This is a genomic window from Pontibacter aquaedesilientis, assembly GCF_014773225.1.
GTDB lineage: Bacteria > Bacteroidota > Bacteroidia > Cytophagales > Hymenobacteraceae > Pontibacter > Pontibacter aquaedesilientis.
In genome coordinates, this window is sequence record NZ_JACXAJ010000008.1 from 147469 (window position 1) to 169666 (window position 22198).

Genomic DNA, 22198 nt, shown 5'->3' on the forward strand with positions numbered 1-22198 from the left:
TACTTATGTACCATGTTAGCTGTAGTTTTATTTATTAAATTCTCCAGTAAAGCCGTCAAGCATATCATCACTAATTACCAGATTTTGATCAATTGAAAGAATTACCATTCTATAATCAGTATTATTCACCAAAAGGACTTGGCTCTTCCCAGTTTGATCGATATTATACTGGTACGTTCCGCTGGGCAACATATAAGCATTGTCATTGCCTATGTTGTTAGCAACGGTTAGTGTTTTATTTGTTTCATTGAAAATCCACTTAACATCTCCTTTTTTATATTCACGATTAATGGAAGCTAGTCCGCCTCTAACACTTTTCAGATTCCAAGTTCCATTTATTGTTATTTCAGGCGCTGGATCATTATCATCCCTTTTACAGCTGGTCATAAGTCCTATTCCAACAACCATAAGTAAAATCAAAATTTGTGCTTTCATAATAATTTTCATTTAGATGCTAAAATGATTTTTTACCTCAAATTGAAGCTAACTATCAGCTAGCAGGAGTACCCACTCCTACTATTCGCACTTTGAGTGGCATACCCTGCCGCCTGCATTCCAAGTTAATCATAAAAAGCTGATCAAGTCCAACCTTAGCTAAACAAATCCGGCAGCTGCTTCATCAAGGTATAGCCGCCCATCCAGGCCATTACCAGCACAACCAATATTCCGAAAATGGTCAGCCAAAGCGGGTGCTTATACCTGCCGATGATCTGGGTTTTGTGAGCGGCAATTAGAATGGTGCCGAGTGTGATAGGCAGGATAAGTCCGTTGAGGGCACCGGCCAGGATGAGCAGGTGCACCGGACGGCCGATAGTCACGAAGATAGCCGTAGAGATGGTGATGAAGCCGATGATGAACCAGTTTTCATTCTGCTCAATGCTTTTGTGGAAGGACTTGATAAACGAAACCGAGGTATAGGCCGAGCCGATAACTGAGGTGATGGCCGCCGACACCATCACGATGCCAAACAGCTTATACCCGATATTTCCGGCTGCAAGTTGAAAAACAGACGCGGGTGGGTTACTCTCATCCAGCACCAAGCCTTTGCTCACCACCCCCAGCGCCGCCAGGAAAAGGAAAATCCGGATAATCGAAGCCACGGTTATACCTGACACGGCACTGGTGTTCACTTCTGAGAGCGACGACTCACCCTTCACCCCAGCGTCGAGCAGGCGATGTCCTCCGGCAAACGTAATGTAACCACCCACCGTGCCACCCACCAGCGTGATGATGGCGATGAGGTCGATCTTGTCAGGTATAAAAGTCTTGACAACAGCCTCGCCGACCGGAGGGGCGGAGGTAATGGCTACGTAGACGATCAGCAGGATCATGAGCAGTCCCATAATCTGAGCAAAGCGGTCCATCACTTTTTTGGCTTCGCGCACCAGGAAAATGCCGATGGCAATGGCAGCGGCAACGACAGCACCCATCTCCGGAGAAATGCCGAACAGCACGTTGAAACCCAGGCCTGCCCCACCGACATTGCCGATGTTAAAGGCAAAGCCGCCAAGTACAATCAGCACAGCGATAAAAAGCCCAAGCCCGGGCAATAGCATATTGGCAATGTCCTGTGCCCGTTTCTCTGACACGGCAATGATGCGCCACACATTGAGCTGCACACCAATGTCGAGGATGATGGATGCCAAAATAACAAAGCCGAAACTTGCAGCCAACGATTGTGTGAAGACAGTGGTTTGGGTCAGGAAGCCAGGACCGACGGCGGAAGTGGCCATCAGGAAAGCGGCCCCCAAGAGCAAGCTCCAATTTCTTTTTGCCTTCATCCGTTCTTTACTTCTTTTGCCATCAGACTTATACCTTCGTTTAAAAGTGCCGCCCGAATGTGGCTGGCAAACTCCAGGGCATGCAGCCCGTCGCCGTGAATGCAAATGGTATCGGCCTGTATACCTACATCCTGTCCTTGCTGCGACATTACTTTGCCCTCTTTTATCATCCGGACCACCTGCTGCACTGCCTCTTCGTGGTCTGAAATCAGGGCATTGGGCAGCCTGCGGGAAGTGAGTGTGCCATCCTGCTGGTAAGTGCGGTCCGCAAATACTTCGTTGGCCGTTTGCAAGCCCAGCCGTATACCTGCTTTTATAAGTTCGCTTCCGGCCAGGCCATACAACACAGCCTCCGGTTTTACCTTATAAACCGCCTCTGCTATGGCCTCTGCCAGATTAATGTTGCCGGCTGCCATATTGTAAAGGGCGCCATGCGGTTTCACGTGGTGCAGCGTGCCACCCTCCGCCTGCACAAAGGCCTGTAGTGCGCCTATCTGGTACACGACCATATCGTACACCTCTTCCGGGGTAACGGCCATCTCGCGGCGGCCGAAGCCCACCAGATCGGGCAGCCCGGGATGGGCTCCAATGGCCACGTTGTGTTTCATACAAAGCTGAACGGTTTTGCGCATCACGCTAGGGTCGCCAGCATGGAAGCCGCAGGCGATGTTAGCCGAGGTGATATAAGGTAATAGCTGTGCGTCGTTGCCCAGGCGATAGGCGCCAAAGCTCTCGCCCAGGTCGCAGTTCAGGTCAACGGATAAGGGTTTGTTCATGGGTTGCGTTTGAGATGGATGGCCCGTGCCAGCAACTCTAAATTCTGCTCCTGCCGGATGTAAAGCTGCTGGGCTTCTTCCAGCGTCACTTCCTGCAATTGAATGGTCTGACCGGGCACGACCTGGGCTAATATAGGCAAATCAGCCGAAATCACCTGCGCGATGCGTGGATAACCGCCGGTGGTCTGGTGGTCGGCCATCAGCACGATCGGCTGCCCGTCCGGGGGGACCTGCACCGTTCCGAATGTGACGGCACTGGAAATCAATTCGGTTTGCTCCTGTAGGTATAGCGACACGCCCTGCAGCCGGTAGCCCATGCGATCAGACTGCACCGATACCTGGAAGCGCTCCGACCAGATCCGCTCCTTAGCTGTTTCGGAAAAGAGTTCGTACTCGGGGCCTTTGATGGCACGTATGGTGGGGCTGGGCTGATAGTTCGGGTATCGCTGCGGATCGGGTGTCCAGTTGGTGGAGGTATGGCCTTCTGTAGGTCCTGCTGCCATTTTAAACAGTTCCATCCCATTGCCGGTAGGGGCATGACAAGGTATAAGATCGCCTGCTTGCAGGGCCCTGCCGCCAAAGCCTCCGAAGCCAGCCTTCAGGTATGTTGCGTAACTGCCCAGCACTTCAGGTATAGCGAAGCCCCCGGAAACCGCCAGGTATGCGCGACAGCCTGATTGGGGGCTCTTGAACTCCAATATGCTACCCTGCTTCACGAAAAGAGGCCGCCACATTTTCACTGCTTCGCCATGGAGGGCAGGGGAGAGGTCGGCCCCGGTCAGGGCGATGAGCTGGTCTGTTGTGAACCGGATGGTAGGGCCGGTCAGGGTGATCTCCAGTGCCGCCTGGTGCTGTGGATTGCCCACGAGCATGTTGGCCACACGCAGGGCAAAAGTATCCATGGCACCGCTCACGATGATGCCTTCTTTTTGGTGCCCATACCTGCCAAGGTCTTGTATGGTGGTGAGCAGGCCGGGTTTCAGTATCTCAAGACTCATGCTGCTGCTCCTTTCTCTGCCAATATTCTTTTTCGCTGATGGCCACAAAACGCACCAGGTCACCGGCCTGCAGCAGGCTGGGAGGGTTTCGCTCCGGGTCGAAAAGTTGCAGGGGAGTGCGGCCGATCAGTTGCCAGCCTCCGGGCGTCTCGATGGGGTAAATGCCAGTCTGGTTGCCGGCTATACCTACTGAGCCGGCCGGTATGCGGGGCCTTGGGTTTTGCTTGCGTGGCGTCGCCAGTTTTTTGCTCAGGCCGCCCAGGTATGGGAAGCCGGGCGCGAAGCCGATCATGTAAACCAGGTATTTGCCCCGGGTATGGCTGGCGATCACCTCCTGCGGCGTCAGCTTGTTATGCCGGGCCACGTACTCCAAGTCGGGGCCGAAGGCGCCATCGTAGCAAACCGGAATCTCAACCACGTGTGGTTTGCTGCCCTTGTGGCTTTCTTTGGCCACCTTGAGCATGTGCTGCAATTGCTCCGTTATGCGAGTATAGGGGTTGTAAAGTCCTTTCTCGCTCACCACCCAGGGGTCGTAGTAAATTGTGACGGTCGTGAAAGCAGGTACCTGCTCCACGAAGCCAGGGAAGGGGTGGCGCTCCAGGTAGGCGCTGAACGTGCGTACTTTGGCGTGGGTATCCTCGTCTATGCAGTCGCCGAACTGCACTGTGACCGCCGTGTCGCCCAGCGGATACAATTGGAATAACCGCATGTCCTTTTGCTTCATACCTCAATCTTTTGTCCCGCCTTTTATAATACCCGGTGCCTTGGGTTATAGTTAACCAAGGTACATAAAAAAACACAAGGCCCCGTTGCGGAACCTTGTGTTTCTCTGTAGTAAAGCAGTCTTTAGTTTATACCTACATCCTCCAACACGGGTGGGTGCAGTTGCCCTTCGGTACGGGCCACTACCATGGCCACGGTGGCATCGCCGGTGATGTTTACAGTCGTACGGAGCATGTCGAGGATACGGTCAGGGGCCAGGATCAGGGCGATGCCTTCTATGGGTATACCGGCCTGTTGCAGCACGATAACGAGCATCACGACACCGGCACCCGGCACGGCTGCGGCACCTATCGATGCGAGCGTGGCCGTCATCACGATTCCGACCTGCGTCATCAGAGACAGGTCCATGCCATAGGCCTGGGCAATAAACACAGCTGCCACAGCCTGGTAAAGGCTGGTGCCGTCCATGTTGATGGTAGCGCCAAGCGGAAGCACGAAGCTGGTGATCTCCCGGTTGATGCCCAGCCTTTCCTCGCAGCGCTCCATGGTAACTGGCAGCGTAGCCGCACTAGACGAAGTAGACAAAGCCAGCATCTGGGCCGGGAAAATACCTTTGAAGAAGTCGATATACCTGGTTTTGCCAATCGTGACTACCAATATCGGGTAAACGACCAGCATCATGATCGCCAGGCCAATGATCACCACAATACAATAGTAACCCAGCACAAGCAACAGCTCCACGGCGGCGCTCGGGTCATCGCCTGCAAACTCCACCACAAGGCCTGCCAGCAAGGCAAATACGCCATAAGGAGCCGCCATCATAATAATGTCGACCATTTTGAGTATGACGAGGTTGACGCCATCGAAAAACGCATTGACGGGTGAGGACTTCTCAACAGGTATCAGGATGAGGGCAATACCGAAGAGCAGGGCGAAAAAGATAACCTGCAGCATCTTGCTGTTGTCCGTCATGGATGTGAAAATGTTGGCAGGCACAATGTCGATAAGCGCCTGCAGCGGCCCCTGTTGCTCTACGGCGGCGGCATCGGTAGAGCGCTGGGTAGTGGTAGCGGCATACTGGGCCTTAAATTCTTCGCGCTTTTCGGGTGAGAAGGCCTTGCCGGGCTCGGCAACGTTGACAATGGTAAGGCCCAGCACAACGGCCACTACAGTCGTAACCAGGTATAGGCCGATTGTCTTGGAACCGATGCGGGAGAGTTTGCTGATGTCGCTTAGGCTGGCCACACCCGTGATCAGGGATACGAACACGAGCGGCACGGCAATCAGTTTGAGGAGGTTGATAAAGATGGTACCAAAAGGCTTGATCCAGTCGGCAGTAAACTCAATGAGGCCATTGGAGCTGGCGAAAACTCCCCATGCTACCCCCAGTGCCATACCGATTAGTATCTGCCAGTGTAGAGCTAATTTCTTCATAAACAGGTTGGCGGCAGGGTGTTTGCAAAAGCCTGCCTGCAAATTAGGTGTAAGGTTCAGGATTAGGTTCAGCCGGGTAAAGCATCAGGTATGGCAAGCCAATAAGCCCGAAATGTATGCCCGCGTCAGGTAAAATTAAGCATAAATCCTTAAGAACAGAGCGGAATATCTGAATTAGGATATTCTAAATAAGAAAGGCCGCTTAAACAGCGGCCTTTCCCAAACTTCTTCGATAGCTGACGGGCTATTCTTCGTTTACGACGATCTTCTCGATCTTGTCTTCTGCCCGGATGGTATCGATCACGTCCACGCCTTCTACCACTTTGCCGAAGCAGGTATGGTTGCGGTCGAGGTGGGCGGTGTTCTTGCGGCTGTGGCAGATAAAGAACTGCGATCCGCCGGTGTTACGGCCGGCATGCGCCATGCTCAGCACACCGCGGTCGTGGTACTGGTTCTCGCCGGTCAGCTCACAATCGATCTTGTAGCCTGGCCCGCCTGTGCCCGGTATACCTTTGGAGCCTTCGCGTGAGTTCGGGCAACCACCCTGAATCACGAAATCAGGAATAACGCGGTGGAAAGTCAGGCCGTCGTAAAAGCCTTTTTTGGCAAGGTCTATAAAATTCTGAACCGTCTTGGGAGCGTCTTTCTCATAAAACTCAACTTTCATGACTCCTTTGGCGGTATGGATTTCTGCGGTCTTCATAATTTCATCTATTTGATTGGTAAAACACTGTCAGGTACAAAAGTACGCAAAATATAATTTACAGTCTACGGTGCCTGGCCATGTCTTGGGTGTATCGTTATGCATTTAAGAAAACTTGAAGGAGTAAATAAGAGTAATTGTACTATAACGCGACCCCGAAATTTTGCCTACACCTAAAAAAGACACGAAACCCATGAGAGGACTACCGATAGCAATCCCCATCATTGTGCTGTTTGGCTTTACAGTATCAAGCTGCGACCAGCGGCAGGGTGCTGATAACCAGACAGACCCAAACGGCACAGAATTGAGACAGGATGGCGTGGCAACGACGCCAGACCGCGTGCTTGACGAACCAGCCACAACGACGCAAGCCGCTCCGGAAGAGGACGACACGTCCCTGGAAGCGTCGCGTAACATTGTGGATAATGCCGCCAAAGACAAAGAACTCACCACTTTTGTCTCGTTGCTGCACACTGCCAAAATGGTCAGTAACCTGAACGGAACCGGGCCTTATACAGTATTCGCCCCTTCCGAGGCTGGTTTCAAAGCCCTGCCCGGCAGTACCCTGGAGGACCTGATGAAACCTGAAAACCGGGAACGGCTGCAGCAGATTCTCAACAACCACATTATTTCAGGCAAACTGGCCGTAGATGACCTGCAGGACGGCACCATCCTGAAGACCGTTGCCGGGGAACAGCTAAAAGTATCGAAACGTGGCGGACAAGTGATGATAAACGGAGCTCTGATAGAAGACGCTGACGCCATGAGCAAAAACGGGGTGCTGCACACGATCAATAAACTGTTGTTGCCGGCTGAGAAATAATAATCTTTGGATGAAAGTAGAAACGCCGCAGGTATACCTTTATACCTGCGGCGTTTTTGGTTAAAATGGGTTCGTGGCCCAAACGGACAGCTCCGGTATAAAGCCCCGGTCATCGAGCTCCAGCGCCCCTTTGATAGCCCGCGCAATTTCCTGGCCACGCAGTTTGTTGGGCTGACTCTCGCGCTCCTCCCTTTCCTCACGCCCAAAGGCGGTGGTCACTTCGCTGGGGTTCAGCAGCATGACCCGCACGTTGTACCGGCGCAGTTCTGCCTGCCAGCATTGTGTCATACCGCGCAGCGCAAACTTAGACGAAGCGTATACCGAGCCACCCTCATAGCCCTTGGTGGCAGCCGTAGACCCGATGTTGATGATATTGCCGTAGTTCTGTTTCTTGAAGATCTCTGCCGCACGCTTGCCCATCATGGCTGCGCCAAATACGTTCACGCTGTATATCTGCTGAAAATCCTCCAAAGTTGCTTCCTCCAGTAATTTCGATCGGCCGATACCTGCATTGTTGATGAGCACATCCAAGCGGCCGTACTCGTTCAGGAAAGTCTTGAAGGTGCGTTTCACATCTTCCGGATTAGCCACGTCTGCCGTGATGGGCATCGCCCCGATCTCACGGGCGGCCTTGTGAGTGCGCTTGTCGTCACGCCCTGTAATAGCCACATTGGCCCCGTGTTCTATCAGCAGTTTGGCCGTGGCATATCCGATGCCTAGCGTGCCGCCTGTAATGAGGATGTTGGAGTTTTCGATTTTCATAGTAGCGTAGGTATGGTCCGTGTTTTTTGTAACGTGCAGAGGGTGGGGAGGTTGTAGCTGTGCCAGTACCTTTGCTCAGTCGCTCAACGGTGCAGAATTAACGGTTGCTATACCTGACCTATAACTTTCTAACTTCCAAACTTTCTAACTACTTCCGGTTGTCTTCGCCATGCAGCATGCTCAGGTAGCTCTCATACCTGGTCAGGGCGATTTCATTTTTGCGTACGGCGTCTATAATGGCGCAGCCGGGCTCATTGAAGTGGGTGCAGTCGTTGAAGCGGCACTGGTTCAGGCGCTCGCGCATTTCGGGGAAGAAATGACCCAGCTCTTTTTTGGGGATATCGACAATGCCGAGTTCCTTGATGCCGGGTGTGTCGATAATGAAAGTCTCAGAGTCGATTTCGAACATCTCGGCGAAGGTGGTGGTGTGCACGCCTTTGTCGGAGAAGCCGGATATCTCGGAGGTTTTCAGGTCGAGGTCGGGCACGATAAGGTTGATAAGCGTGGACTTGCCCACCCCCGAGTGACCCGAGAAGAGCGTTGTCTTGCCGTGCAGTAGTTCCCGGAGTTCGTCTATACCTTGGTTGGAATGCGCTGAAACACCCATTGTTTTGTATCCGATCCGCTCATACAGGTATTTGATTTGTCGCTGGTACTCCTGCATGTCCTCGTCGTAGAGGTCGGTCTTGTTGTACACGATCACGGTAGGTATGCCATAGGCCTCGGCGGTTACCAGAAAGCGGTCGACGAAACCAAAGGAGGTACGCGGTGATACCAACGTAGCGATGAGCAAAGCCTGGTCGAGGTTGGCGGCGATGATGTGGGCGTGCTCCGCCTTGTGCGTGGATTTGCGGATGATGTAGTTCTCGCGGTCTTCAATCTTGTGAATCACAGCGGTGTCCTCGCCGGTGGTTTCCACGTCAAACTCCACACGGTCGCCGACGGCCAGCGGGTTGCTCACCTTCATGCCCTTGAGCTTGAACTTGCCGCGCAGACGCGCCCGGTGCAGTTTGCCCTCCGCATCACGCACCAGATACCACGACCCCGTCGATTTTACTACAACTCCTTTCATTCGTTTTATTTCAGCAGCTGGCGCACATCAGCCATGATTTTGGCTGTGGCACCCGCCTGTTCGTGTACGTAAGTTTTTTCTTTGTCGGTTATACCCTGGTGCAGCCCCGGCGTGGAATGCACCCGCTCAAAAGCCTGCAGCAACTCGTCTGCATTGTTTACCGGGAAAGCGCAGCCCAGTGCCACCAGATCCTTCGCTTCCTGAAACTTATCGAACTTAGGTCCGAAGAACAGCGGCAGTCCAAACACGGCTGCCTCCAGCGTGTTGTGCAGTCCCTTGCCGAAGGCCCCGCCAATGTAGGTATAGGTGCCGTAACTGTAAAGCGACGAAAGCATGCCAATGTTGTCGATCACCAGCACGCTATACCTGCCTGCGTCCGCCGCTGTGGCCTGCGAAAAGCGCACGGCGCTCTCACCGAGCTGTTGCATGAGCTGGCTGATACCGCTCTCGTGAATTTCGTGCGGGGCAATGATGAACTGTATACCTGTTCGGCGCTTCTGAATCAGGGGCAAGAGCACCTCGATATCGGCAGGCCAGCTACTGCCGACCATAAATACTTCCTTACCTTGCGCAAACGCCTCCACCACAGGTATAGCCTTCACGCTGGCGGCCGTTTGCAGCACACGGTCGAAGCGGGTGTCTCCGGCTATGCTGGCTTTTTCTATTCCTATACCTTTTAAGAGTTTTAGGGAAGTTTCGTTCTGGGTATAGATATGTGTAAAACGCTGCAAGATATTCCGGTTGAAGCCACCGTAGGGTTTGAAAAAGACCTGATCCGGACGAAAGATAGCCGAAATGGAAAGCACAGGTATAGCCCGTTCCTGCAAGGCCTGCAGGTAGTAGTGCCAGAACTCGTACTTCACAAACACCGCCAGTTTAGGCTTTACAATGTCCAGAAAACGGTTGGCGTTGCCGTGGCTGTCGAGTGGCAGGTAGAAAATATAGTCAGCACCTGCGTAGTTTTTGCGCACCTCGTAGCCCGAAGGGGAGAAGAAGGTGAGTACCACCTTATATCCCGGAAACTCCTCCCGAAACGCTTCGATCACCGGCCTGCCTTGCTCAAACTCGCCCAGCGAAGCGCAATGGAACCACACCACCGGTGCTGTGTTACCCTGCAACTGTTGCGCCATCCGCTCAAACTGCCCCGCACGCCCCTCCTGCATTAGCTTTGCCTTTTGATGAAAGGGCGCCGCCAAGGCAATAGCCGCCTGGTAAGCTTTCAGTCCGATATCGTAGAGTAGTTTCAAGTATAATTTTGGCTATGACCTTGCAGTGGATTTCCTTCCTCTGATTTCAAAGTGCAAATATAGGGTATTCTGAAGCGATTGTGGTAAAGGGGGCTTAGTTTGTAAGAGGGGAGGGAAGAATGATAACTAAATTACTGATATCCGCTATATTTGGTAGGATAAACGTAGGTAATTACTTTTATCTAGAAGTTATGTGTAATCATGAAAATAAATTACAATAGGAAAGCTTAATGGAAGAATTAACCACTAGTATAATCCAGAAGGTAAAAGATGAACTTAAAATTACCGAAGAGCTTTCTTCAACTGAACTTTATGACATGTTGCATAAATACAGGAGTTCACAACATCCTGACAAATTTTTAGATAAAGAAAGAAAGAAGGCTGCAGAAGAAAAATTCAAAAGGCTAAATTCTTTGTTGATTGAATTAGCTAATCTTATTGAGCAAGAAAAACAACAGAAGCTGCCGAGTGAAATAATACCATATAAAAAAGAGTATGAAATAATTAAAAACAAACAACAAATCATCAACTATGAAGAGATAATTGCAGAGCTTAGGGTTAAAAATGAATTCAATGAAAATCATATTGCTAACCTCCAAAAAGACCTGCTAAAAATTCAGGGAAATAAAGCAGACGAAAAAGCGTCAAAACTTATTGAGCTTTATAAACCATCCAAGAAAAGCCTTATTTCACAAGGTATAACATTCGTTTTAACTTTTGTAATTGGTGTCTTTACAAAAGTTGAAGAAGTTGCAGCAGTAATAGGAAAATACTTTCCTTTTGAGCCGCAATTATTAAACTATGCAATTTTTGGAATTTTAGTCTTTATTCCTGTAAGGCTTTTTAAAATGCACTTAGAAGAATCAAAAATTGAGGATATATCCAAAAGAATCAGAACTCCATATTTTATAAATAAGTTTTATAAATATCTAAATAACAATGATATTGATGACAACTTTACAGAAATGAATGTATTTGATTTTCTATCAAATGGGCTTAGTCCTAAAAACATTTTAAGTAAATTCTGGAATATACATTTCCTAAATATATATAATGAACCAGTAATCGACTCTCTGAAAGATATTTTTATTTTTAATTTGCTAAATAAGCAGCTTGTCACAATTTCAAGTGCTAACAATCTTGATAGAAGATTTAAAATAGCTAAAACTAGACATTATACAAGTGCTGATTTTGACTTAGACGACATTGATTTTTAGAATAATAAATAGGCCTGCCTGCTGCTAACATTGTATAAAAGTCATGCTTCGGCTGTGCCTCGCTCGTTTTATGTACTAACCGTTATCTGCCAAAGACACTATTTATAAAAAGAGAATAATATTACCCCAATCAACTTCACCCCCTTGGAAGGATTCTTCATCACCGCCATCGATCTAACCGGAACCTTTGCGTTTGCCATAAGCGGCATCCGGCTGGCTTCTGGTAAGAACATCGACTGGTTTGGGGCTTACATCATCGGCTTGGTCACGGCCATTGGCGGCGGTACTACCCGAGATCTACTACTCGGTGTCACGCCCTTCTGGATGCTGAACGGTACCTATTTCCTGACTACAGGCGTGGCGCTTTTGGCGGCATTGCTGTTTCAAGAAAGAATTTTCAGGCTGGCGGGAACTTTGTTTCTGTTCGACGCCATTGGGCTGGGGCTTTTTACGGTGGTCGGTATAAGCAAAAGCCTGGAGGCGGGATTGCCTTTTTGGGTGGCGATTGTAATGGGGGCCATTACGGGGTCTGTCGGTGGCCTTATCCGGGATGTGCTCTTAAACGAAGTGCCACTTCTGTTGCGCCGCAATATCTATGCGCTTGCTTGTGTAGCGGGTGGGCTAGTCTACTACTTATGTACACAACTCCATGTCTCAGTCAGTGTGACCGAGCTGATGGCGGCCGCAGTCGTGATACTGGTGCGCGTCGTAGCAGAGAAGTTTAATATCCATTTGCCTGTGATGCGTCCTGTGAAGCAGGAAGAAGAAAGTCAGAGCCACTAAGCTATACCTATGTCCATTAACATCCGCCCCATCCAGCCGTCAGACAATGAGCCGCTGGCCACTTTAATCCGAAAGGTTTTCCGCGAGTTTAAAATTGACAAGCCCGGCACCGTGTATACCGACCCAACTACTGACGCTTTGTACGAGCTGTTTCAGCAGCCTGCCAGCGCTTATTTTGTAGCTGAAGAAAATGGTGCTATCCTGGGAGGCTGCGGTGTATACCCAACCGAGGGTCTTCCTGTAGGTTGTGCGGAGTTGGTAAAGTTTTATCTGGCTGCTGAGGCTAGAGGAAAGGGAATTGGCAACCGGCTTATGCAGCAAAGTATAGCGGCTGCCCGGGAGCTAGGCTACAAACAACTATACCTGGAGTCGTTCCCGGAGCTGGCCAAAGCTGTCTCGATGTATGAGAAAGCAGGCTTCCGACCTATACCCCATGCGATGGGCAACTCCGGCCACTACGCCTGCAATATTTGGATGATGAAAGACTTATGACAGTAGTATTCGTCATACAACCTCACCGATTCTTTGCATAGTGTAAGTGGCTCAGAGCCGCCTTTATGCTGCAGGTATCGTTAGGGCGGTTTTGTTCCTGGATTTGTGTATAGTAGCTATTGTGAAACAGGAATATAAGCTATATTTGAAGCCTCAAATCATAAGTAACCAACCAAAAAGGAAATGAAAATTCTGAAGAAAATTTTATTAACAGTAGTAGCACTTGTCGTGCTGGCTTTAGTTGTTGCGCTGTTTGTGAACAAAGAGTATGCGGTGGAAAGAGAAATTACCATCAACAGGCCCAAAGCCGAAGTGTATGACTACCTGAAGTTCCTGAAGAACCAAGACGAATTCAGTGTGTGGGCGACCAAAGACCCGAACATGAAGAAAGACTTTAGAGGGACGGACGGTACTGTGGGCTTTGTTTCGTCATGGGATAGTGAATCGGATGACGTGGGCGCGGGCGAGCAGGAGATCAAGGGCATGACGGAAGGTGAGCGCATTGACTACGAATTACGCTTCTTCAGACCCTTTGAAGCAACCGACAACGCCTACTTAGTTACAGAAGCTGTCTCTGAGAACCAGACAAAAGTGAAGTGGGGATTCGATGGGAAAATGGATTACCCGATGAACCTCATGCTGCTGTTCATGGACATGGAAGAAATGCTGGGCAATGACCTGCAGGCAGGGCTTGACCAACTGAAAGTGAATCTGGAGAAATAACTAGCGTACGGCAGGTATAGCCGAGTTTCCTATACCTGTTAGCAGCCAATTTCAGAAGGCCGGGCATTTGTCCGGCCTTCATTGTTTTAAGCTACTGGCTTTACCCTGCCCATAGGTTTGCCGTAAACCCCATACCTGCAGCGGCAGGCACAATCGCATAAAAATGGCAGAAAACGACGATAAGGAAATACAGGTAGTGGTGTTCGACCTGAACGGTACGTTCTACAGCAAAAGCTCCAAAGAGGAGTTTTTCAAGTTTGTCAGTAAAAAGAAGCCGCACAAACTGGTCTATTATTTCCAGATGATCTATTATAAGGCCTTGTTAAAGCTGCACCAAATTCGGATGACGGAGTTCAAGGAGAATTTTTTCAATTACCTCGACCACCTGCCTCCTGAGCAAGTAGAACAATATGCCCGTGAGTTTTGGAAAGAAGAGTACCCTAAGGAGTTTAACAAAGAAATAAAAGCCAAACTGGACAGGTATAGGCAGGAGGGGGTGCAGGTGGTCTGTGCCACTGGTGCGCTGGAGGTATACGTTAAGCCTCTTTTTGAGCTATACCCGGTGGATTTGTTTTTCGGAACGCAAGCCAGGTATAGCGGCGAGACTTACATAGTGGAGGGCAAGGCCTGCAAAAACGAGGAAAAGATAAAACGCCTCGACAAGCACTTCAAAGGCAAGCGCTACAAGATTGTAGAAGCCTTTTCGGATAGCAAAGAAGAGATACTGGACCATGCCGAAAAAGCCTGGCTGGTGAAAGACGATGGAAAACTGGTGCCCTATACCTAAAAACAAAAAGAGCTAAAGTGAAGACAATCAACGTGGCAAAGAATCTGAATTAGCCTATATTTGGAAAGCCTTAAACTATAAACCAAACCAATCGCTAAAATGGCCTCTATTAATCCTTATCTCACCTTCGCCGGCAACTGCGAAGAAGCTTTCAATTTTTATAAATCTGTATTCGGGGGCGACTTTACGTATGTCGGCCGCTTCAAAGACATGCCGTCCGAACAGCCCGTGCCCGAATCAGAACAAAACAAGATCATGCATATTGGTTTGCCGATTAGCAAAGAAACTACGCTGATGGGCAGCGACTCTTCTGAGGCTTTCGGACATGCTACTATACTGGGCAATAACTTTTCCATCTCTGTTAATGCAGATAATGAAGAAGAAGCAAGAAGGATTTTCGACGGACTGTCAGCTGGCGGGAAAGTTACGATGGACCTGAATAAGACGTTCTGGGGTGCCTTGTTTGGGATGTTTACCGATCAGTTTGGCATTCAGTGGATGGTAAACTACGACTACGAACAGCAGTAATGTAAAATGGCTGAAATTATCAGCTGTGCCTGCAAAACAAAAAGCCCCGACAGATGCCGGGGCTTTTCTATGATCAAGCTGTTTAAAGCTTAGTGCTTTGCAAGGTAGTTCGAAACGCTTTCTTTTGTAGCGCTCATGGCTTCTTTGCCTTCAGACCAGTTGGCTGGGCAAACTTCGCCTTTCTCTTCGAAATACTGCAGGGCGTCTACCATGCGCAGTGTCTCGTCGATAGAACGGCCAAGCGGCATGTCGTTTACAACCTGGTGACGAACCACACCTTCTTTATCGATCAGGAACAGGCCACGATAAGCAACCGGATCCCCAACGAAAATAGCTTCGCCTTCTTCGTTGTAGTCGTAGTGACCAGCCAGTACGTCAAAGTTTTGAGCGATCGTCTTGGCGGCGTCAGCTACCAGCGGATACTCAACACCTTCGATACCACCCTGGTTGCGTGGCGTGTTCAACCATGCGAAGTGAGAAAAATGCGTGTCGGTAGAGCAACCAACCACAGCTACGTTCTTACGCTCGAACTCTTCCATTCTGTCCTGGAACGCGATGATCTCGGTAGGGCAAACGAAAGTGAAGTCCATTGGGTAAAAATAGAAAACCACGTGCTTCTTACCGATGTACTGGTCAAGAGAGAAGTCTTCTACGAACTCGCCGTTAACTACTGCTGTAGCTTTGAAAGAAGGTGCTTTTTTACCTACTAATACTGCCATTATGTTGTTTATTTATTGGGTTTTAGAAAATCTATTTTGAAACTCGTGTAATGCTGATCTTTTTGTCTGGCTCTACTTTGCAGCCCGTCAGTTGCACCGAAAAACCTTTGATCTCGAAGTTCTCCAGCCTTCGCTCACTGAAAAACTTCAGCAGCAACTGCTCTAGTTCGTCATCCTCAAAATCAACGATCTCTTTGGTCTTGCTGCAATAGATGTGGCTGTGAGTCATCGTGTTTGCGTCGTAGCGTTTGCTACCTCCTTCTGACACAACTCGCCGCAGCAGGCCAGTTTCGGTAAAGGTATCCAGCGTTTTATATACCGTGCCGAGCGAAATCGTCGGGTTAGCCGGTCTCAATCGCTGAAAAACATCCTCTGCCGTAGGATGAGACCCATGCAACTCTGCCACCGCTTCGAGCACGACAATGCGCTGGTGCGTGGCCTTCAGGCCGCACTTTGTCAGGCTTTGCTGTATTTCGTCTCGGGTCGGGTGTTGCATATTGCAGATAAGAATGATTCCTAACTAGGAATAGTTCCGCAAAGGTAGAAGGAAGTTTGGGAGTTAGAAAGTTAGAGAGTTAAAAAGTTAAAAGTTCTGAGCTCCGGGAGAACTTTGGGAATGAAAGAGTTTGGTAGTTAGCGTCATGAGTTATGAACGCAATTATACCTGTCATTTCGAACGCTAGTGAGAAATCTGGATAATAAATCGCAATAACTCAGATTTCTCCCGTTGGTCGAAATGACAGAATAGGTATGAGTCTGACTCTGACTCTGACTCAGAATTCAGCACTCAAGACTCAGAACTCCTTTACCGGCCTTTGAACTCCGGTTTGCGTTTCTCCACGAAGGCGTTCATGCCTTCGGTCTGGTCTTCGGATGCGAAGCAGAGGTAGAAGTTCTTGCGCTCGAAATGGAGCCCCTCGTCAAGGTTGGTTTCGAAAGAGCGGTTCACAGATTCTTTGGCCAGCTTGGCAGCTACCGGCGACATCTGCGCCACTTCTCCTGCCAGTCTGAAGGCTTCTTCCAGGTATAGCTCTACTGGTACCACACGGTTTATCAGGCCATGCTTCTCGGCTTCGTCGGCACTCATGAATTTACCAGTCAACACCATTTCCATCGCTTTGGCTTTTCCGATGGCTTTGGTCAGGCGCTGCGTACCGCCTGCTCCCGGCATTACCCCGATCTTAATCTCTGGCTGGCCGAACTGTGCGGTTTCCGACGCTACAATCATGTCGCAGGTCATGGCCAGTTCGCAACCACCGCCCAGCGCGAAACCCGATACCGCTGCAATGATCGGTTTCTTGGTCTTGCGGATCTGGTCCCAGGTAGAGAACTGGTCGATGTTCAGCATGTCGATAGCCGTTTTGCCAGCCATTTGCTTGATATCGGCACCCGCAGCGAAGGCACGCTCATTCCCCGTGATGATGATGGCACGCACATCCTCGTTGTCGTCAAGCTCTTTCAAGGCGTCACGTATTTCGCCCATCAGCTGTAGGTTCAGGGCGTTAAGTTCTTTCGGGCGGTTGAGTTGGATCAGGGCCACATGCGGACGCGCCTGTGGAGTAACCAATATAAATTCCATAGTTAAGTCGTATGAGTTTCGGACTAAGTTACGGCTTTTCGAGGAATCGGGAAAAGGCACGGCGTTTTCAACTCCCCCTCCTGTTTTTAGGAGGGGGCAAGGGGGGAGGTTCTGCACACTACCTGAAACGTCGTTCTGGTCCGCTGTTCCATCAGCACTTCTTTCCCTTGCGTGATTTCCTGTATACTATCGTTGTCGTAGTTCTTGATCGTAAAAAGCTGCAGCCCTGTATTGTAGTGTATGCTGAACTGGTCTTGTAGCGTGTCGATTAACCTGTGCAGACGCTCTTCATAAAAGTCGGTACAGATCGAAAACGAGATGGCAGAGTTTTGCATAAGGTTGATCTTCAACCGCAACTCCGACAAGGCATTGAAAATGGTGCCCAGGTTCTTCTCGCTGATAAAAGTAAAGTCCTTGGCACTGAACGATACAAGGCATTGGTTGTCCTTCACGATAAAGGCCGGCGCCAACTTATCGAAGCGGCAGTCGCAGATCTTGGTGCCTTCAGCCGATGGATCCAAAAACGACTTCACATAAAGCGGGATCGACTTGTTGGCGAGTGGTTTGATGGTCTTGGGGTGAATAACAGAAGCGCCGTAATAGGCCATCTCTACCGTCTCCTGGTAGTCAAGTTCGCGGTAACGCACGGTATGGGCAAAGCGCTTCGGGTCGGCATTCAGCAGGCCAGCCACATCTTTCCAAATGTAGAGCCCTTCGGCGTCGAGGCAGTAGGCGAAAATGGAAGCACTGAAATCGGAACCCTCGCGGCCAAGCGTGGTGGTCAGGCCATTGTTGGTGCCCCCTAGAAATCCCTGCGTCACGACAAGCTGCTGCGCCAGTATACCTGGCAGGTCGCGTTTGATTACCCGTTCAGTCCAGGCCCAGTCCACACGGGCCTCACGCCAGGTGTTGTCGGTCTGGATATATTTTCGGCTGTCCAGCCAAGTGTTGGCTATACCTTGTTCCTGTAAAAAATAATGCACTATAACAGAGGATATTAGCTCTCCAAAGCTGACTACCTGATCATAGCTTTTGTCATAATTCCCCTCTGATTCCTCTTGGTAGGGTGGCAGTTGTTGCTGCAATTGGGCAAACAGATGTTCGAGGCGCTCGTATACAGGGTTTTCCTGTTTCGGAAAAAGCTCATTGGCTATAGACAGATGGTATTGGCGGCTCTGTTCAAGAGGCTCACTGAAATCTTGCCCGGCTACGGCCAGGTCGTATACCTGTTCCAGTGCGTTGGTCGTTTTGCCCATGGCCGACACGACTAATAGCAATTCCTGTTTTCCGCCCTGTGTGGCGACAATTTGAGCCAGGTTTTGCAATGCACCGGCGTCTTTTACGGAAGCGCCTCCAAACTTAAATACTTTCATCAATTCACACTATTACTTCGTAAATGTAAGTATCCTTCGGTTATGTTTCAAAATATCATATTTTTGTAGCTATATATTTAAATTTCACCATAATGAATGACAAACTAGCGCTTCCTGTTGGTACCACCCTCGACAGGTTTATTATGAGAAAGCAAGAGGACTTTCCTTTTGCGACCGGAGAGCTTTCGCAGTTGCTGCGCGATATCGCCCTGGCTGCCAAAATCGTGAACCGGGAGATTAACCGTGCCGGCCTGATCGATGTGACAGGTGCTTACGGACAACAGAACGTGCAGGGCGAGGAACAGCAGAAACTTGACGTGATCGCCAACATCCGCTTCATACGGGCCCTTCGAAACGGCGGGGAGGTATGCACGATCATCTCTGAGGAGGAAGACGAGATCATTCACACTGGCAACAACAAAGGCAGGTACATCGTGGCCATCGACCCCCTTGACGGCTCCTCGAACATTGATGTGAACGTATCGATCGGCACGATCTTTTCTATCTACAGACGGTTATCTGAAAGTGGGGAAGAAGGCACAATGGAGGACTGTCTGCAAAACGGTACGCACCAGATTGCAGCTGGCTACATCGTGTACGGCTCTTCAACTATGCTCGTCTATACCACAGGCCACGGCGTGAACGGCTTTACCTACGAGCCATCGTTAGGTGAGTTTTTCCTGTCGCACCCTAATATGACCACGCCAAAAACGGGCACTATCTACTCCTGCAACGAAGGTGGCTACAACAGTTTCCCGGAGGGCATCAAGAACTACCTGAGCTTCTGCAAGGAGAGTGGTTATTCTGGTCGCTACATCGGTTCGCTGGTGGCTGATTTTCACCGCAATCTCATCAAAGGAGGAGTATACATCTACCCGGCTACGGCCAAATCGCCCAAAGGCAAGCTTCGACTGCTGTATGAGTGCAACTCGCTGGCTTTCATTGCGGAGCAGGCAGGGGGCAAGGCGTCAGACGGCACTGGAAGAATTATGGAGATAGAGCCAACTGAATTACACCAGCGCTCTTCGCTGGTTATCGGCTCAGCTGAAATGGTGGATAAGGTAGAGGAGTTTATGAAAGCCTCCGTAAAGGCTGCAGATACCGTAACGGCAAACTAATTCTGGCTATAGCGAAAGCGGATCTGTGCTTTTAGCAGTTCGCGTTCCACAATCAAACGGGCTATGTTTTCGGCTACTTCTTCTTCGGAGGTCGCCAGCATAGCCTGTTTTACTTTGCGCTCCTCCACGTCAATGCGGTAAAGAATGTGCAGCAGCTGGTTCAGGTTGTGGCGCAGCAGGTATAGCACCAGGCGCGACACCTGGTGGATCAGCTCGTTTTCCTCGGAGGCAAGCTGGTGGTCGGCTTCGAAGACGCGCTGCAGTTGCCGGGCGGCACTGTTGAGTAGGGCTGGTGGGTAAGCCATAAGCTGGGTATGCTAAATGCAATGGATAAGCGACAAAAAAAGCCCTCTTTGCCAGAGGGCTTTTTTGATGCAGGTATGTCCGATTATTTCTTGGCTTTCTTCGCCTTCGATTCGGCCTTTTCCTCCTTTTCTTCCCCAGCTTGCTCCTCAGAAGCGGTTTCTTCGGCAGCGGTGAATTCAAGGTGCTTGCTCGCAATCGTGTACCAGTTGGCCAGCTTCTTCATATCTGAAGTATACACGCGGTCCTCGTCATAGTCAGGCAGCACATCGGCCATAAAGCTCTTCAGCTCTTCATCAGAAGGCTTGTCGCCAAACGGCAGTTCGCCGTTGTATTTCTGGTGAATGCGGTCCATCACCTCAGCCAGTGGCACGGTAGCCTCTTCGTCGTTGGTATAGATGGAGATCTCATCGAGAAGCGACATACGGTGGCGGGCCTGCGCTACCATACGGGTAGGCTTGTCAGAAAGGCTTTCAACGATTACGCCATTGCGTGTAGGCTTCACAATGCGGAAGAGTCCGCTCATGCCGGCAATGGCTGCAACTTGTCTTAAATCAATAGGCATAATCAGGTATAAAAACTGTTGGTTATAGTTTAAAGTTAATCGGCAGGCTGGCCACCATACCGAAGCCAGGCCCAGGCGCCTTGAATTTCAGCATTTGGGCAATGCGCAACGCCTCTTCGCCAGTGCCTGCGCCTGCATTTTTCAGGACTTTGAACCCTGAAGTAGAGCCGTCTTCGTTCAGGGTGAAACTGACAATGCATTCGCCCTGTATCCGGTTTTTGCGTGCCATGGCAGGGTACTTGAGCTGCTTGTCTATAAAGGTATACATGGCCTCCTGACCACCCGGGTAGAATTCAGCCACAGGTATAGATTTAGACGGCATCCAGATTGCCTTTTCTGTTTGCGCCTCGGCAGTCTGGGCAGAGGCGGCAAAGCTCATCAGGGCAAATAAAAGAAACAAAATCGAGATTTTACTTTTCATAAGGGTAAAGAATTTAAGTTAACGCATACCCTCCATCAGGTCAGTACTGCACCTGCGCGTTAACCTCGTCTATAAAGTTGAGTATTTCGTCGCGCCCGGCTCTGTCTACTGCCGATGTTTTGAACATGCGGGGGAGTTCGTCCCAGGTTTCCTGCATTTTACGGGCATAGGCGGCTATGGTTGAATCTGTCTTGGTAGCCGACTGCTTGTCCATCTTGGTAAACACCAGTACAAAAGGAACGCCAAGTTTGCCCAGATAGTCTATAAATTCCAGATCTACTTTCATTGGCTCATGACGCGAATCGATGAGCACAAACACGCAGGTCAGGTTTTCGCGCTTCTGCATGTAGTAGTTGATCATCTTGCGCCACTGCTCCCGCGACTCCTTGCTCACCTTCGCATAGCCGTAGCCTGGCAAATCGACCAGGTACCACTGGTTGTTGATCAGAAAGTGGTTGATAAGCTGCGTCTTGCCAGGCGACTGAGATGTTTTAGCCAGTCCTTTCTGCTCGGTCAGCATATTAATCAGAGAGGACTTCCCCACGTTGGAACGCCCTATAAATGCATATTCTGGCTTGGTGGGCTCCGGGCAGAGGTCTACCCTCGTGTTACTTATTAAAAACTTAGCCTCTTTTATGACCATGCTGTAAATTGCTTGGGCTCTGCCGAAGTGACCACAGTGGTCAACAAAACAGAGCGATTGTTATCAGAATAATGTTTGGCAGCTAACCTAAGCGGCCCATGCCGAACACCTTATAGCCCCAAATTTACGACTATTTTTATTAACAATCCGAAAGCAGGTCGGTCCCTATGCAGGTAGGGCGCTTTCCGGCTTTTGCCAAAAGTACCTGGCAAGGTTTTGTTGAGGTTTTTGGATGCGATACAGTGCTGTCTTAAAAGTAAGTATTTCATCTGCCTGTATTGAAAAGGCCAGCAGACAAATTCAACGGTGATTGAAAAGGGAGGCTGTGCGCGGGCACACAGGGGGTGATTCGGATAGGCACAACGTAATACATATTGAAAATAATATATTTACTTATATTTATTGCAGGGGTATAGTTTTATATGTAAATTTTTATATATTTGCTGTCTGGTTCTCAGTATAGGGGAGGTATGTGTAGCGAAATGTATAGTTCAAATCAGATAATTAACTCAAGTTGCGAGCTACTGCATCACTTGATTTAAGGTATAGGCGAAGATAAAGAGGATTAGCTTGAGAATGAACCCTTCGGCAGTGACGGCGTGGATTTTCTTAGGGAAAAAGCCGGTGA

General features: G+C 49.7%; 26 protein-coding genes and 1 pseudogene. 8 read left to right on the plus strand and 19 right to left on the minus strand.

What is annotated here, in order from left to right; all coding sequences use genetic code 11:
* Positions 1-27 precede the first annotated feature (27 nt).
* The 7 genes from H9Q13_RS14970 to H9Q13_RS15000 all read right to left on the minus strand — a co-directional run bounded on the left by H9Q13_RS14970 (position 28) and on the right by H9Q13_RS15000 (position 6415).
* Positions 28-435 carry a hypothetical protein gene (locus tag H9Q13_RS14970; protein WP_191184608.1) on the minus strand — a complete coding sequence of 136 codons (408 nt, stop codon included), beginning with the start codon at positions 433-435 and terminating at the stop codon, positions 28-30.
* Positions 436-590: 155 nt separating this feature from the next.
* Complete coding sequence (locus H9Q13_RS14975; RefSeq protein ID WP_191184609.1) at positions 591-1781, minus strand: NRAMP family divalent metal transporter; 1191 nt, start codon at positions 1779-1781, stop codon at positions 591-593.
* Positions 1778-2557 (minus strand): 5-oxoprolinase subunit PxpA, encoded by a 780-nt coding sequence (gene pxpA, locus H9Q13_RS14980; RefSeq protein WP_191184610.1) that lies wholly within the window; start codon positions 2555-2557, stop codon positions 1778-1780. The genes H9Q13_RS14975 and pxpA overlap by 4 nt, the downstream gene beginning before the upstream one ends.
* The gene (locus H9Q13_RS14985) at positions 2554-3555 is read right to left on the minus strand and encodes a 5-oxoprolinase subunit C family protein (RefSeq protein WP_191184611.1); all 1002 of its coding nucleotides are present in this window, start codon (positions 3553-3555) and stop codon (positions 2554-2556) included. Before H9Q13_RS14985 ends, pxpA begins: the two co-directional genes overlap by 4 nt.
* On the minus strand, positions 3545-4279 hold the full coding sequence (gene pxpB / locus H9Q13_RS14990; RefSeq protein ID WP_224744318.1) for a 5-oxoprolinase subunit PxpB: 735 nt from the start codon (positions 4277-4279) through the stop codon (positions 3545-3547). Before pxpB ends, H9Q13_RS14985 begins: the two co-directional genes overlap by 11 nt.
* Positions 4280-4401: 122 nt before the next feature.
* Complete coding sequence (locus tag H9Q13_RS14995; RefSeq protein WP_191184612.1) at positions 4402-5712, minus strand: dicarboxylate/amino acid:cation symporter; 1311 nt, start codon at positions 5710-5712, stop codon at positions 4402-4404.
* A gap of 244 nt (positions 5713-5956) precedes the next feature.
* Positions 5957-6415: a peptidylprolyl isomerase gene (locus H9Q13_RS15000; RefSeq protein WP_191184613.1), complete on the minus strand. Its 459-nt coding sequence runs from the start codon at positions 6413-6415 to the stop codon at positions 5957-5959.
* Positions 6416-6608: 193 nt separating this feature from the next.
* Here H9Q13_RS15000 and H9Q13_RS15005 point away from each other — a divergent pair, with 193 nt between their 5' ends.
* Positions 6609-7238, plus strand: a complete 630-nt coding sequence (locus H9Q13_RS15005; RefSeq protein ID WP_191184614.1) for a fasciclin domain-containing protein — start codon at positions 6609-6611, stop codon at positions 7236-7238.
* A gap of 60 nt (positions 7239-7298) precedes the next feature.
* Here the strand turns inward: H9Q13_RS15005 and H9Q13_RS15010 are convergent, their stop codons facing one another.
* The 3 genes from H9Q13_RS15010 to H9Q13_RS15020 all read right to left on the minus strand — a co-directional run bounded on the left by H9Q13_RS15010 (position 7299) and on the right by H9Q13_RS15020 (position 10319).
* Positions 7299-8000 carry an SDR family oxidoreductase gene (locus H9Q13_RS15010; protein WP_191184615.1) on the minus strand — a complete coding sequence of 234 codons (702 nt, stop codon included), beginning with the start codon at positions 7998-8000 and terminating at the stop codon, positions 7299-7301.
* 148 nt (positions 8001-8148) lie between these two features.
* Positions 8149-9072: a ribosome small subunit-dependent GTPase A gene (gene rsgA / locus H9Q13_RS15015; protein ID WP_191184616.1), complete on the minus strand. Its 924-nt coding sequence runs from the start codon at positions 9070-9072 to the stop codon at positions 8149-8151.
* Positions 9073-9077: 5 nt separating this feature from the next.
* Positions 9078-10319 carry a 3-deoxy-D-manno-octulosonic acid transferase gene (locus H9Q13_RS15020; RefSeq protein WP_191184617.1) on the minus strand — a complete coding sequence of 414 codons (1242 nt, stop codon included), beginning with the start codon at positions 10317-10319 and terminating at the stop codon, positions 9078-9080.
* A gap of 230 nt (positions 10320-10549) precedes the next feature.
* Here H9Q13_RS15020 and H9Q13_RS15025 point away from each other — a divergent pair, with 230 nt between their 5' ends.
* The 6 genes from H9Q13_RS15025 to H9Q13_RS15050 all read left to right on the plus strand — a co-directional run bounded on the left by H9Q13_RS15025 (position 10550) and on the right by H9Q13_RS15050 (position 14849).
* Complete coding sequence (locus tag H9Q13_RS15025) at positions 10550-11536, plus strand: coiled-coil domain-containing protein (RefSeq protein WP_191184618.1); 987 nt, start codon at positions 10550-10552, stop codon at positions 11534-11536.
* Between the two features lie 144 nt (positions 11537-11680).
* Positions 11681-12319: a trimeric intracellular cation channel family protein gene (locus H9Q13_RS15030; RefSeq protein ID WP_191184619.1), complete on the plus strand. Its 639-nt coding sequence runs from the start codon at positions 11681-11683 to the stop codon at positions 12317-12319.
* Positions 12320-12328: 9 nt separating this feature from the next.
* Positions 12329-12811 (plus strand): GNAT family N-acetyltransferase, encoded by a 483-nt coding sequence (locus H9Q13_RS15035; RefSeq protein WP_191184620.1) that lies wholly within the window; start codon positions 12329-12331, stop codon positions 12809-12811.
* 183 nt (positions 12812-12994) lie between these two features.
* The gene (locus H9Q13_RS15040; RefSeq protein ID WP_191184621.1) at positions 12995-13534 is read left to right on the plus strand and encodes an SRPBCC family protein; all 540 of its coding nucleotides are present in this window, start codon (positions 12995-12997) and stop codon (positions 13532-13534) included.
* 163 nt (positions 13535-13697) lie between these two features.
* Positions 13698-14321: an HAD-IB family phosphatase gene (locus H9Q13_RS15045; protein ID WP_191184622.1), complete on the plus strand. Its 624-nt coding sequence runs from the start codon at positions 13698-13700 to the stop codon at positions 14319-14321.
* Positions 14322-14420: 99 nt separating this feature from the next.
* A complete protein-coding gene (locus H9Q13_RS15050; RefSeq protein WP_191184623.1) occupies positions 14421-14849 on the plus strand; it encodes a VOC family protein in 429 nt (142 codons plus the stop codon).
* Positions 14850-14938: 89 nt separating this feature from the next.
* Here the strand turns inward: H9Q13_RS15050 and H9Q13_RS15055 are convergent, their stop codons facing one another.
* From H9Q13_RS15055 to H9Q13_RS15070, 4 genes are all read right to left on the minus strand, one after another.
* Positions 14939-15568, minus strand: coding sequence for a peroxiredoxin (locus H9Q13_RS15055; protein ID WP_191184624.1), 630 nt, complete (start codon positions 15566-15568; stop codon positions 14939-14941).
* Positions 15569-15599: 31 nt separating this feature from the next.
* Complete coding sequence (locus H9Q13_RS15060) at positions 15600-16064, minus strand: Fur family transcriptional regulator (protein ID WP_191184625.1); 465 nt, start codon at positions 16062-16064, stop codon at positions 15600-15602.
* 309 nt (positions 16065-16373) lie between these two features.
* Positions 16374-17147 carry an enoyl-CoA hydratase-related protein gene (locus H9Q13_RS15065; protein ID WP_191184626.1) on the minus strand — a complete coding sequence of 258 codons (774 nt, stop codon included), beginning with the start codon at positions 17145-17147 and terminating at the stop codon, positions 16374-16376.
* 86 nt (positions 17148-17233) lie between these two features.
* The gene (locus H9Q13_RS15070; RefSeq protein ID WP_191184627.1) at positions 17234-18520 is read right to left on the minus strand and encodes an aspartate kinase; all 1287 of its coding nucleotides are present in this window, start codon (positions 18518-18520) and stop codon (positions 17234-17236) included.
* Positions 18521-18612: 92 nt separating this feature from the next.
* Between H9Q13_RS15070 and fbp the strand changes: the two genes are divergently transcribed.
* Positions 18613-19638: a class 1 fructose-bisphosphatase gene (fbp, locus tag H9Q13_RS15075; protein ID WP_191184628.1), complete on the plus strand. Its 1026-nt coding sequence runs from the start codon at positions 18613-18615 to the stop codon at positions 19636-19638.
* Here the strand turns inward: fbp and H9Q13_RS15080 are convergent.
* The 5 genes and pseudogenes from H9Q13_RS15080 to H9Q13_RS18310 form a co-directional block, all read right to left on the minus strand.
* Positions 19635-19943, minus strand: coding sequence for a hypothetical protein (locus H9Q13_RS15080; RefSeq protein WP_191184629.1), 309 nt, complete (start codon positions 19941-19943; stop codon positions 19635-19637). The genes fbp and H9Q13_RS15080 overlap by 4 nt on opposite strands.
* Before the next feature lie 83 nt (positions 19944-20026).
* Entirely contained in the window at positions 20027-20506 is a 480-nt protein-coding gene (locus tag H9Q13_RS15085) for a DUF5606 family protein (protein ID WP_191184630.1), read from the minus strand.
* Positions 20507-20528: 22 nt separating this feature from the next.
* The gene (locus H9Q13_RS15090; protein ID WP_191184631.1) at positions 20529-20927 is read right to left on the minus strand and encodes an energy transducer TonB; all 399 of its coding nucleotides are present in this window, start codon (positions 20925-20927) and stop codon (positions 20529-20531) included.
* 40 nt (positions 20928-20967) lie between these two features.
* The gene (gene yihA, locus H9Q13_RS15095) at positions 20968-21570 is read right to left on the minus strand and encodes a ribosome biogenesis GTP-binding protein YihA/YsxC (RefSeq protein ID WP_191184632.1); all 603 of its coding nucleotides are present in this window, start codon (positions 21568-21570) and stop codon (positions 20968-20970) included.
* A gap of 521 nt (positions 21571-22091) precedes the next feature.
* Positions 22092-22198: pseudogene (locus H9Q13_RS18310) on the minus strand (IS982 family transposase); the annotation flags it as partial.